The organism is Frankia sp. CgKIO3 (assembly GCF_977946435.1).
In genome coordinates, this window is record NZ_CDWTMO010000125.1 from 1 (window position 1) to 12,949 (window position 12,949).

Here is a 12,949-nt window from a genome sequence, read left to right on the forward strand (position 1 = left end):
CGCCCGTCGCCACGGGCGCGGGGAGCGGCGCCGCCGCGCGGGATGTGCCATCGTAGGATGAGACCTTGTGATAAGGTGACGTTGGCTGTCACACTGTCTCGCAAGAGATTCTACCGAGGCACCACCGGATCGGACAGGCGGTACGCACGCCGATGACGAGCACCGACGAGGCCCACGAGAAAGCCCGTGAGATCGTCCCGGCCGAATCCGTCTGGTGGGGCTGGGGCCCCGCCGAGGCGCATGACCCACTGCCCGATTCTACCCGCCTTCTGCTGGCTCGGCTCGGCATTCCCGCCCGTCCTCGCCCGCCCGTCCCGCTCGCCGAGGTACGCCTGCCCGCGTCGCGGCTGCCGGATCCGGCCCGGGCCGCGCTCGCGGAGGTCGTCGGGGACGACGAGGTCCGGGTGGACGATGTCACGCGCATCCGGTACTGCCGGGGCCGCTCGACGACCGACCTGTTGCACCTGCGGGCGGGGGATGCCTCCGCCGCGCCCGACGCGGTCGTCCGGCCCGCCGATCATGACGAGGTGCTCGGCGTGCTGCGGGTCGCGACCAGAGAGCACCTCGTGGTCGTGCCGTTCGGGGGCGGTACCTCGGTCGTCGGCGGCCTTGCGCCGCCCGAGCGTGGCGACCGTGCCGCCGTCGCCCTCGACCTCGCCCGGCTGGACCGGCTCGGCCGGGTGGATCCCGACTCCGGCACCGCGGAGCTCGGCGCCGGGCTGCGGGGCCCCCGGGCCGAGGCGTTGCTGGCCGAGCACGGTCTCACGCTCGGGCACGTCCCCCAGTCCTGGGAGTACGCCACTATCGGTGGCTACGCGGCGACCAGGTCCAGCGGTCAGGCATCCGGGGGCTACGGCCGGTTCGACGACCTGGTCGTCGGCCTGCGGGTGGCCACGCCGGTGGGCGGCTGGGAGCTCGGCCGCGCCCCGGCGTCGGCCGCCGGACCGGACCTGCGGGAGCTGCTACTCGGCTCCGAGGGCGCCTTCGGGGTGATCACCCAGGTCGTGGTCCGGGTCCGGCCGCTGCCGGCCCGGCGCGGCTACGAGGCCTGGTCGGTGCCCGACTTCGCGACCGGCACCCGGCTGCTGCGCTCACTCGCCGCCCGCGACCTGCGGCCGACGGTATGCCGGTTGTCCGACGAGACGGAGACCGTCGCGGGGCTCGCGCGGCCGACCCGGTCGGGCGGCGAGCGCGGGGGCGGCGCCGTCGGCTGCTACCTGGTGACCGGCTACGAAGGCGACGATCGCGCGGTGGAACAGCGTTCCGCGGCGGTCGCTGCCGTCCTGCTCGCCGGGGGCGCCAAACGGCTCGGCGCGGCGGCCGGCCAGGACTGGGAGCAGGGTCGGTTCCGGGCGCCCTACCTGCGCGACGCGCTGCTGGACCAGGGCATCTTCGCCGAGACCCTGGAAACGGCGGGATTCTGGACGGCGCTGCCCGGGCTGTACGCGGCCGTCCGAGATGCGCTCACCATGACGCTGGCCGCCGCCGGCCTGGCACCGGTCGTCATGTGCCACATTTCTCATCTGTACGCCACGGGGGCTTCGCTCTACTTCACCGTCGTCTGCGGCGAGGGCGACGACCCGATCGGGAGCTGGCGGGCGGCCAAGGCCGCGGCCACGGACGCGGTCGTCGCCACGGGCGGCACGATCACCCACCACCACGCGGTCGGGACGGAGCACCGGCCCTGGCTCGGCGCCGAGATCGGCGATCTTGGTATCGAGGTGCTCCGGGCGGTCAAACGGACACTGGACCCGGCCGGCATCCTCAACCCCGGGGTTCTCGTCGCCTGAGGCACTACCGGGCGCATCGGGTCGACCCGGGAGCCTGGATAGGCCAAGGGTGTGGAGACCATTGCCGCCTGTGTGGTTGTCCTGTTCTTCCTGCTGATCCCGGTGGTCATCGTCGGTGCGGCCCTGGGCTGGGCCTACCACCGTTGCGCGCCGCTGCGGGCCCGGGCGGCCGTCGAGGCCGCCCGGGAGCAGCGGGCCCACCCCTGAAGACCGGGCCGGGCGTTCCGTCGATCCCCGGGATGTCCGGACAGCGTCTCCGTCAGGATGAGGCCATGAGCACCGGACCGTGCGAGCCGGCTCCGGGTTACCCCGGCGGGCCGGGCGGTGGCGTCGACCGTGATCGTGACCATGCCGGGGACCGTGCCGGGGACCCGGAGTTCGCCCCGGCGACCCGCGGCCTCGTCGTCGTGGGACCGGGGGCGAGCTTCGGTTCCGACCTGTTGCGCCGGTTTGGCCGGGAGGGGTTCGCCCTGGGAGTCGTCTCCCGGTCCGCCGACACGCTGACCCGGGTGAGGGACGAGCTCGCCGAGGACGGCCTGGCGGTGCACGGCGCCGTCGCCGACGTCACCGACCAGCCGGCCCTCACCACGGCCATCCAGCGGGTGGCGGCCGACGTCGGGGGGCTGACGGTGCTTGTCTACAACGCCAAGCTCAGCATCCGCGGCGGCGCCCTCACGGTGAAGGCCGAGACGATGAACCAGACTCTTGCGGTGAACGTCACGGGCGCGCTCACCGCGGTGCAGGTGGCGGCAGACCTCCTCGTGGACCGGCCGGCCGCGACCATCCTGTTGACCACGGCCGGATCGCGCACCGAGCCGGTGGCCGGCCGGTTCGCGCTGGCGATCGGCAAGGCAGGCCTCGCCGCCCTCGCCGATGCGGTACGGCCGATGCTGGCCGCGCGGGGTGTCCGGCTGCGCACGGTGGTTCTCGACGGCAGGGTGGACGCTGCGGGCCCGCTACGTCCGGGGGTGGTCGCGGACCACTTCTGGCAGGCGTTCGCCGCCCCGCGTGGCGACGTTTTCCGGCTCGCGCCGGCTAGACGGGACACTCCGGTGGCGCAGCTCCCGCTGGAGGTGTGAGCTGGTAGCGGCGGTGACGCTGGTGACATGGGTGACGGCCGGTGATGGCTGGCGGATCATGCTCCGGGCGGTGGCCGATGGTATCTGGTTTGCCCGGTCTGGTCGGTCAAGTCGGGGATCCGACACCGATGTCGCATGGATGATCGGACCCGCGGCCGTGCGGAAGGCACGGAGCATGCGACGATCCGGCAGGGCCAGGCACAGGACAACCGCCAGGCGGACATCGACAGGGCGACGGCGTGCTCCGGCGCGGCATGGCAGGAGATGGACCGGTGAACGACGGACGTGACGGTGATGGGCAGCAGCCTGCGGACAGCACCCATGTGATGCCTCCGGACGGTGATGGGACGCGGCCCGCGAACCAGAACAGGCCGGCCCGTCCGGGCGTCCCGGTGGGACCACCGCCGCCTGCGGAGTCCTTCCGGCCGATGGGACCACCGCCGCCCGCGGACTCGTTCCGGCCGGCGCGGCCGGCCGCGCCGACCCGGAGGGGTGACCCGCCGGCTGGTTATGAGCCGCCGGCCGGCTCCGGCGCTCAGGGTGGCTACGACGGCACCGCGGTCCTGGGTGCGGCGCCCGGGACCACGGGGATGGGGAACATCACCGCCCGCGAGGGCGGCGGACCCCATGATCGGCTGCCCGGCGCCGCCGGCGGGGGCGGTAGAGGCCCGGAGGGATTCGCCGTGGCGCCAAGCGGCGGCACGCCCGCCGTGCCCGCCAAGCCGCGTCGCCGGCGCCGGAAACTGCTCATCGCGCTGGTCGCCCTGATCGTCCTGTTCGTCGTGGGCGACCGGGTCAGCGTGGTGATAGCCAAGGATCAGATGCGCCAGCAGGTCGAGGCCGGCGTGGCCGAGAACATCAAGCCGGGTGATCCCATCCCGACGGTCAAGAGCGTGAGCATCGGCGGATTCCCGTTCCTTACCCAGGTCCTGTTCGGGAAGTTCACCAACATCGGAGTAGAGATCGAGGGCATCCCGACGCCGGGCCCGAAGATCTCGTCGGTGAAGGCCAATCTGAAGGGTGTACACGTACCGCTCGGTGATGCCATCACCAACAATGTCGGGCAGGTGCCCGTCGATCACGTGCGGGCCACTGTGGATATGACCTACAACGACCTCAACGCCTACCTCGCCGGGCAGCAGGTGCAGGTGAAGCCGGTCGACGGGGGAAAGGAGATCGAGGTGACTGGCACCGTCAACGTGCCGGTGCTGGGTACCCAGCAGGTCGGTGGGATCACGACGTTCGAGGTCCGGAACAACATGCTCACCCTGGTGCCGAGTGAGGTGAAGCTCACCGGAACTGTGAACCTCGGATTCAGTGTCCCCGGAGAACTTCTGCCGTCCATCCCGATCCCGATCTCCGGTCTGCCATTCCATCTCCGCATCGTCGAGGCATCCACGAACGCGACCGGTCTCTCACTCACCGCGACTGCCGAGGACGTGGTGCTCCCGGCGTCCTGAGCCCTGAGTGGCGGTCCTGAGCCCTGACATGATTTCCGCCACAGTTGCGCCGACCCGGAATGCCTCGCGCGCGGTGGTCGAGCCGTACCGACCGCCCTCCCCGCGGTCAGGGCCCGGATCGGATCCGGTCGAGGCCGCCCATGGCCCCTCTCTCCCCGGAGTACGTCCTTCCCGGAGTACGTCGACCTTCCCGCGGAGTACGTCAACCTGTCGACGATCGTTCGACGCGCGGCACCTCCCGGCGTTTCATCAGCCGATTTCCGGTGGCCGTCCGTTGGCTGATCGTCCACTTCCGTGGCGTGCGTCCCGGGTGCCGCCGAGGCCTGCAGCCGCTGGTCGGATCGGCGACAGATGCCACTGTCGGGGACCGTCGACCATCATCCTCATAGGGTGCCGGACGGGAACATGCGTCATCGTCGTCGCTTCCGGGGCACGGTCACCGAGCTTCCGGGGCACGGTCATCGAGACGATCTGACCACTCAGGGTGACGTGGCCCGGAAGGTTTCGTGCAGGGTAACCGGTAAATCGACCGATCATGAGGCGGCAGGAACCCGAGAGATGCCCGGAAGTCGACGCGACGGCAACGATCGCCGTTCAGCTGGTGGTAAATCGTCACCCGGGGTGGATCAAGGTCATCCCTCGACGCTACGATCGGGCATCCGACGTGATCCGGCGGCTCGAGTGGCCGCGCGAGGTGGTGACCCGGCGCGCCATGATGACACCGCAGTACCTGGTAAAACCGCACAGCGTAGTGACACCGCACAACGTAGTGACAAGGTGGAGTTCGGCGGGACATCCCGGCCAGCGTCCCGTCGCGAAGGGGGAAACACGTGCAGACGACCTTCCTGAGAGTCGTCACCGAGGCCGGTGCGGCTACCGTGCCGGCCGAGGCGCAGTTCATCATCGGCCGTGCCCGGACCGCCGACTACGTCATAGCGGACAGCCGGGTCTCCCGTCGCCATCTCCTCCTTGAGCAGACCGGCAACGGGTGGGTCGTTCGGGACATCAGTTCCAACGGCACCTGGATCGACGGGCAGCGCATGCCCGAGACCGTCCCGGTGCACGGTGAGGTGCGGCTTCGTCTCGGCGCTCCGACCGGGCCCGAGGTTGTCATCCATCCCCAGGTGCCGGAAGGCCGCAGGCCGCTGGACGAGCCGGAGTACGACCCCGGCTACGACATGCAGACGATGCTGCCCAATGTTGCCGGTTACTCTCCGCCACGACCCACGGGCTCCTCGAGGGGTGGGCGCGGGACCTCGCATCAGGGGCCGACCGATCCGTCCCAGCGCGGGCACGACTACGACGACCAGGGTCGGGACGAACGGGTGAGTGGCGTCACCAGCCTCGAGCAGGAGCACGAGCGGCGAACCACCTATCGGCTGCGCCCGGGCACGATGTCGATCGGCCGTGCCCGTGACAATGACATCGTCATCACCGACCTGCTTGCCTCCCGCCGGCACGCCGAGCTCTACATCGGCCGGTCCGGCCTGCAGATCGCCGACCTCGACTCCGCCAACGGCGTGTTCGTCAACGGTCGTCGGATCAACCGGGCGTCCGTCGGCCAGGGCGACGTCATCGCCGTCGGTCACCACGTCTTCCAGCTCGAGGGCGACCAGCTCGTCGAGTACATCGACTCCGGTGACGTCAGCTTCGAGGCCGACGCCCTGAACGTCTGGGCCGGTCAGAAGCAGCTCATGCACGACATGACGTTCAAGCTGCCCGGCCGGGCGCTGCTGGGCGTCGTCGGGCCGTCCGGGGCGGGTAAGTCGACGCTGCTCAACGCGCTCACCGGCTTCCGCCCCGCGGACAAGGGCACCGTGCGCTACGCCGGCCGGGACCTCTACTCAGAGTATGACGAACTGCGGCGCCGGATCGGCTACGTGCCGCAGGAGGACCTGCTGCATACCTCGCTCACCGTCCGCAAGGCACTCGAGTTCGGCGCCGAGCTGCGCTTCCCGCCGGACGTCACGAAGGCGGAGCGGCGCACCCGGGTCGACGAGGTGCTCGCCGAGCTGGGCCTCACCCAGCACGCCAGCACCCAGGTCTCCCGGCTGTCCGGCGGCCAGCGCAAGCGGACCTCGGTGGCCCTGGAGCTGCTGACCCGGCCGACCCTGCTCTACCTCGACGAGCCGACCTCCGGCCTCGACCCGGGCATGGACAAGAACGTCATGGAGTCGCTGCGCAAGCTCGCGGACGACGGCCGGACGATCGTCGTGGTCACCCACAGCGTCGCCCAGCTCGACCTGTGCGACTACATCCTCGTCCTCGCACCCGGCGGCTACGTGGCCTACTTCGGTCCGCCGCAGGACGCGCTGCCCTTCTTCGGCAAGCGGGACTACCCGGACGTCTTCCTCACCCTGGAGGCGATGCCCGGGGCCGAGTCGGCCGCCAAGTTCCGCAACTCGCGGTACTACGTGCCCGCCTCGATCACTGCTCCGTCGGCCCGGCCGGCTCCCGAGGAGCTGCCCTCGCTGCGGCAGCAGTCGGTGATCTCGCAGCTTGTGACGCTGAGCCGACGAACAATGGCCGTCATCGCATCCGACAAGTCATACCTGCGGCTCATTATCGCCTTCCCGTTCCTGCTCGGGCTGATACCCAGGGCCATCGGCGGGAACTTTGATCTCACGGCCGAACAGGCCAAACAGTTCTCGCCGAACTCGGATGCCCCGACAGTTCTTTTGATCATGGTTCTCTGTGCCTGTTTCATGGGAATGGCGAACTCGGTCAGAGAGATCGTCAAGGAACGGGCGATCTACCGAAGAGAGAGAGCCATCGGTCTGTCTCGGACCGCGTATGTCGGTTCGAAGATCCTCGTTCTTGTTATGATCACTGTTGCCCAGGCGATCCCGTTCACGTTGATCGGTCTTGCCGGGCGAACGCCGGACAAGGGTGTCGTGCTCGGGAACGCCCTGCTCGAACTGCTCATCGCCGTGATTGTGGTCTCGCTTGCGTCGGCCATGCTCGGGCTGGTGATCTCGGCGATGGTCGACAACGCGGACAAGACCATGCCGCTCCTGGTACTGATCACCATGGCCCAGCTCATCTTCAGCGGTGGCATCGTGCCGGTGAAGGGCACGCCCGGTCTGGAGCAGATCAGCTACATCGCGCCGGCCCGCTGGGGCTTCGCGTCGATGGCCTCGGTCGGTGACCTGAACCGCATCACCCTGGCCGGCGTGCTACGGCCAGACAACCAGAAGCCGGTGAACCCGAAGGTCGTCGATGACCCCTTCTTCGACCACAGCGCCTCGGCGTACCTCACCGACATTGTCGCCGGTCTCGTCGTCGGCGTCCTCCTTGTGATCATTACTTCCTTCCTGATCCGCCGGATGGACCCGAAGACCGTCAAACGCGCCACCGCCGCACCGGTCAGCGGCCCACCCCGCTAGGCCCCTTGCCTATCCAGAGGGATAAATCGGACACAAAAGCCTCTGGATAGGCAAGGAAGCCGGGAGCCTCGGGCGTCCCGGGTCCCCGGGTCCCGGGTCGGCCGGCGGGATTCACGCTTCGGCAGGGCCACCTGCACGGGCTCGGAGAAGTGCCATCCGGACGACTTCCGTCGTTCTCGCCGCTTCCGTCGTGACATCGTGCCAGGTGAAGCGCAGAACATCCCAGTCGAGACGGACGAGGTCGTTCTGACGTGCCCGATCGCGATGAAGAGCCTCCGGCTCACCGTGCGGCCCGACGCCGTCCGCTTCGATCGCGACCCGCAGCGACGGCCAGGCGAGATCGAGCCGTGCCACCGGCCGGCCGTGCCGGGGATCGTGGACTATCCATTGAAGCTCGTCCGGCGCCAGCCCGGCGTCATCGAGAAGGAGCCGCACACGCGTCTCCAGCGGTGACTCTGCCCGCCCGTCGATCTTTGACCACCATCCGTCCGCACGATCACCATTGCGGCGTTCCTGCACGCGTGTGCGAAGATCGAACAGCTCGTTCCGGGATAGACGGCGTTGGTGAACAAAAGCGTCGAGGACACAGATGAACAGCTCGCGGTCGCACAGTAGGGCCAGATCTTCCAACGTTCGGGCAACCGTGGTGGTACGGATGCCGTCGAGGTCGATGGTCTCGCCACCGCGGACCGTCATCCAATGCCGGTGACAACCGCGACGCTGACGAAGTCCTCCCTCACCGGGCAGCGCGACATCGACGGGTTCGTCGGGCCGCCAGCGGGAGAGGGCGGGAAGGCCGTGCAGTCGGGCCGCGGTACGTCCGCAGATCGTCCCTCCGACGATCGACAGCGCCGCTCGGGCACGGGCCCGGATTTCGTCCCGAATGGGCGGCACGAGCAACGTGCCCCGCACCGGGGAGGTCCAGCCGTGCCTGCGTCTACGAACGCTGATCGCTTGGTCCGACATCCCGAGCTGCCGGGCATGCCGACGGGTGATCATGTCGTCCTGCTTGCGGGCGAGTGCGACGACCTTCTCATAGGACTCTCATAGGACTGGGTCACGTCCCCAGTGTCGATCACGGTTCGAGCATCCTGCCGGGCTCGTTCGCGATCTGTGCATAACCGGCCCCTCTCGCCGGCTTCCTTGTCTATCCAGAGGCTTTTGCGCCCGATTTATCCCTCTGGATAGGCAAGGAGCTCAGCCGGCGTTCCAACGGGCGTGGCCGTTGAACCCGCCGGTAGTGGTGAGCTTGCGGTCACTATTGTTCGGATTGTTCGGATTCAGAACGTAGAGTTGCCGGTCACCAGGGTCCGTGGGATTGCGCTGCCCGCTGAAGGCGATGCGACCGTCCGGCGCGTAGGCCGGGTCCTGGTCGTCCCCGTGCACCCGGGTGAGCTGCCGGGCGTCGGTGCCGTCCGAGTTCATCTCGAAGATCTCCAGATCGCCGTTCTTCGCCCGGGTGAAAGCGATCTTCCTGCTGTCCGGGGACCAGACCGGGTCCGAGTCCCCGTTACCCTGGTCCTGCGTGATCGGGGTCGCCTGGGCATCCGGTTGGGCCGGGATCACCACGATGAAGCCGCGGTCGCCACCGGTGTTGTTCGACCAGTAGGCGATCCGCTCGCCGTCCGGCGACCAGGCGGGGTCGGTCGCCTGCGGCTTCGCGTTGAGCCGCCGCACGCTCGAGCCGTCCAGTTTCACCACATACAGGCCGGGGTTCGGCGTTCCGGTCTGATCCCTGGTGGAACGGACGACCAGGAAGCCGCCGTCGGGGGAGAGCGAGGGCCGGGCGTCGTCCGCGATCGCCAGCCCGGCGGCCGGGCCCGAGGTGAACAGCTGTACCGGTTTCCCGGAGCCGTCGGCGGCAATCGCCTGCAGCGTATTCGGGCTGCCCTTCTTGAAGTAGACGATCGTCTTGCGATCGTCGCTGATCGCGGGCAGCATCTCCTGGTCCGGACCGGTGACGATCGGCTTGTCGTTCGCGAGCAGCCCGTTGTCCGTGACCTGCCCGGTGAACAGATCGTAGTTGCCGTTGCGGTTGGACGCGTAGACGAGGGTGTCCTTGCCAAGCGGCTGGGCCGCCCTGGGCAGCGTGAAGGCCGCTGATTGGGCCGATGGGGCTGGTTGGGGCGACGTGGCCGGAGTCCCGGAGATGGTGGCCGGATTGGCTGCGTCGGTCCCGGAGCCGCCGTCATCACCCGAGCTGAGGGCGAGTACTCCCGCGAGGATCGCGCCGACGACTACGACACCCCCACCGACGAGCAGCGGGGTGCGGTTCCTGTTCCCGCCCGCGCCGCCCTGCCGGCCGGGAGCATCGGCTCCACCGCCCCCGGGACCGCCGGGACTCCCGTGACCGCCGGCACCGGCGGGTAGCCGGGTCGGGGCGTCCTGGTCGACGGTGTAACCGCTGCTGACGGGGGCCACTGCCGTTGCGGGGAAGCCGGCCCCGTGGGGCCCGGTGCGCCCGTGACCGGTGCGCCCGGGCCGGGCACTGGCAGCTTCCAGCCCTGCAGGATGTTCGTGACGTCCTGCGGGTTGACGGCGGCGGCAGCGTCCGGGCCGGTGCCCGACGGGTCGCCGAGCAGGCGCTCGGGTCCTTGCGCATCGCGTGCCAGACGATCGGGCGCAGCGCCGGGTCGACGTCGTCGAGCCGCGGTTCCTCGTGTAGGGCGCGGTAGAGCAGCACCTGCGCCGAGGCCTCACCGAAGGGGTAGTGCCCGGTGGCGGCGAAGGCGACGAGGCCACCCCACGCCCAGATGTCGACCGCCGAGGTGATCGGCCGGCTCTCGATCTGCTCCGGGGACATGAACGCCGGCGTCCCGAGCTGCTGGAGATCGCCGGTGAGGTTACTGCCGGCGTCCACCGCCCGGGCGATACCGAAGTCGATCACCCGGGGGCCGAACGGTGAGAGGATGACGTTCGCGGGCTTGAGGTCGCGGTGCACGATCCCGGCGCTGTGGATGGCGGTGAGCGCCGCGGCCACGCCGACCGCGAGTTGTTCGAGGTTGGCATCGGCGAGCGGGCCGTTGCGCTGGACGTACCGGGCGAGGGTCTCGCCCTCGATGAACTCGGTGACCAGGTAGGGCCACTCGGCGTCCGGATCGGCGTCGAGCACCTCAGCGGTGCAGACCCGGGCGACTCGCCGGGCGGTCTCGGCCTCCAGCCGGAACCGGGCTCGGAACTCGGGGTTCCCGACAGCCTCATTCCGGATCACCTTGATGGCGACGAGCCGGCCCTTCCCGGAGCGGCCCAGATAGACCATGCCCATTCCACCCTGGCCGAGTTTGCCCAGCAGCGTGTACGAGCCGAGCTCGTGGGGGTCGTCCGGGCCAAGGGGGGGCGGATCGTGCCGGCCACACCCGCATCCGATGACATCATCGACCTGTACCCCCACCCGCCGCGTGCCGACCGCGGCCTCGCGCGGGAACGCCGCGCAGGTCGCGGGCTCGCCGGTGGACGCGCACCGACTCTTGATCCATCACGGAATGTCCCGATCAACCATTACGGTCAACCGCTGGCAAAATCTTAGGCGAGAGTGACCGGGCACCGGGCTGTCGGGGCCCCGATAGCCCCCGCCACCTCGATGTCAATGCAGCGACAGGCATTCGGCGCCCGCGTGGCTTCTGTCATCCGGTCACGTCCTGCCTCCTGGTCGGCCGGGGGGCGACCAGGGGCGGTCGGGGTCTCTGACCGGGTACGGCCGGGGTCGACCGGGGCCGACCAAGGCCCGGGCGGGGGAGTCTCCCGGGAACGCCGCGCCGCGTCCCCGGGAACCCCCCGAGTCACGACCGAGCCGTCGCGGACCTCGCGACACCTCCGATTGCCGGTCGGTCCACCGGCGACCCGGTCTGGTCCCCGATCAAAGCGGCTGGCGGCCCACACAACCCCGTATCTGTGCGGCTTTCGCCGAATGTGTCAGGAAGGAACGCTGCACGGCCGAACGCGAACGGCCGAACGGTGCTACGCCCGATCATCCGACCCGACGACCTCCAGGACCTCGTCGACGTCCCGGCGGGGAGTGGGGCCGAGCGGTTGTGCACCCGGCTCGGGATAGCCGGCCCGCAGGATCATCTGGACGTGCCCGAGACCGCTGGTGGTGCCGCGGAACTGCTCCCGCATGCCCTCGACGTCGATCGCCTGCGACATCGGCGACGAGGCGAGACCGAGCAAGGTGGCGGTGAGCAGCACACGCTGCATCGCCTGCCCAGCGCGCAGCCGATCGGCGGTCGTGTCCGCATCGGTGCCGATGATCAGGATGCCGGGCCGTTCCACACCCGTCTCGTCCAGCACGGTCCCCGCCTCGCCGACCACGTCGAGGTCCCGCATCGGGAACTCGGACTGGCGCGGGGCGTCGGTGTGGACGACTGCGCTGCGCGGGATGCCATCGGCCGACGTGGATCCCGTTCGACTCCACGAGGCCAGTTCCTCCCGGTAGGCCACGTTGTGCGCCTCGATCCAGTCCGCCCGGGACAGCAGGACGCTGACCTGGACGCGCAGCTCCGGGTCGATCGGCGCGGTGAGCCAGCAGCCCTCCGCCTCGGCCGCGGCACGCAGGCGGCTGATTACCTCGGCAGGCAACGGCTGGTCGTCGAACGGCCGGCGATCGGTGTGCCGCCGCGGGATGGCATCGGCCAACGCCCGCTCGTCGTCCTCGGCAGGCTGATGGCCGATCACCGAGATGGTGGCGAGCGGGGCGGGGCGGAAGTCGTCGACGCCGTCGGGTAGCGGCTCCACCACGGGGACCTCGCCGCGGGTCCGCAGCGCCAGCCGGGCGTTGAACAGCGCCGCTCCGCAGCTCAACAGCATCTGCCGGCCCTCGGGATCGGCGACCTTGAGCTGGCGGGTGCTGTCGGCGAGAAGGGTGAGCCGGCCTGCCTCGAGGCGCCAGCGCCACGGCTGCGTGTTATGGATGGACGGCGCCGCGGCGGATGCGGCGACCACCTCCCGAGCCAGGTCGGGAGTCAGGGGAACCAGTACGGACCGTGCTGCTTTGGTGGACATCTCAGCCTCCCTTCTCTTAAGTGTCTACCCCCAGCCTGCCCTCCCGACCGGGTAGAGGGCATGTGCCGAGGGGAACAGTCGGGGCGGACCAACGGCCGGCAGGCGGGAGTCGGGCGTCGGGTGGCGGGGCGTCGGGGCGTCGGGGCGTCGGGTGGCGGGCCCGAGGCACCGCCGCGGACGTGGTGGGTGGGTACCGCCGGGACGGCACGGGCAGGGCGGAGCGCATGGGCGGAGCG

At 69.9% G+C, this 12,949-nt stretch carries 8 protein-coding genes; 5 read left to right on the plus strand and 3 right to left on the minus strand.

Going from position 1 to position 12,949, the window contains the following annotated elements; translation table 11 throughout:
* The first annotated feature begins 152 nt into the window (after window positions 1-152).
* The 5 genes from AC08OJ_RS14205 to AC08OJ_RS14225 all read left to right on the plus strand — a co-directional run bounded on the left by AC08OJ_RS14205 (window position 153) and on the right by AC08OJ_RS14225 (window position 7,715).
* A complete protein-coding gene (locus AC08OJ_RS14205) occupies window positions 153-1,790 on the plus strand; it encodes an FAD-binding oxidoreductase (protein WP_476595960.1) in 1,638 nt (545 codons plus the stop codon).
* Window positions 1,791-1,841: 51 nt separating this feature from the next.
* Window positions 1,842-1,997, plus strand: a complete 156-nt coding sequence (locus AC08OJ_RS14210) for a hypothetical protein (protein WP_462186483.1) — start codon at window positions 1,842-1,844, stop codon at window positions 1,995-1,997.
* A gap of 65 nt (window positions 1,998-2,062) precedes the next feature.
* Entirely contained in the window at window positions 2,063-2,869 is an 807-nt protein-coding gene (locus tag AC08OJ_RS14215; RefSeq protein WP_476595961.1) for an SDR family NAD(P)-dependent oxidoreductase, read from the plus strand.
* A 272-nt stretch (window positions 2,870-3,141) separates the two neighbouring features.
* Complete coding sequence (locus AC08OJ_RS14220; RefSeq protein WP_476595962.1) at window positions 3,142-4,329, plus strand: LmeA family phospholipid-binding protein; 1,188 nt, start codon at window positions 3,142-3,144, stop codon at window positions 4,327-4,329.
* Between the two features lie 830 nt (window positions 4,330-5,159).
* Window positions 5,160-7,715 (plus strand): FHA domain-containing protein, encoded by a 2,556-nt coding sequence (locus tag AC08OJ_RS14225; RefSeq protein WP_476595963.1) that lies wholly within the window; start codon window positions 5,160-5,162, stop codon window positions 7,713-7,715.
* 111 nt (window positions 7,716-7,826) lie between these two features.
* Here AC08OJ_RS14225 and AC08OJ_RS14230 read toward each other — a convergent pair whose 3' ends face one another.
* The 3 genes from AC08OJ_RS14230 to AC08OJ_RS14240 form a co-directional block, all read right to left on the minus strand.
* On the minus strand, window positions 7,827-8,714 hold the full coding sequence (locus AC08OJ_RS14230) for a hypothetical protein (RefSeq protein WP_476595964.1): 888 nt from the start codon (window positions 8,712-8,714) through the stop codon (window positions 7,827-7,829).
* 1,192 nt (window positions 8,715-9,906) lie between these two features.
* Entirely contained in the window at window positions 9,907-11,106 is a 1,200-nt protein-coding gene (locus tag AC08OJ_RS14235) for a serine/threonine-protein kinase (RefSeq protein WP_476595965.1), read from the minus strand.
* A gap of 566 nt (window positions 11,107-11,672) precedes the next feature.
* A complete protein-coding gene (locus AC08OJ_RS14240; protein ID WP_462203886.1) occupies window positions 11,673-12,713 on the minus strand; it encodes an Acg family FMN-binding oxidoreductase in 1,041 nt (346 codons plus the stop codon).
* Between the last annotated feature and the right edge of the window lie 236 nt (window positions 12,714-12,949).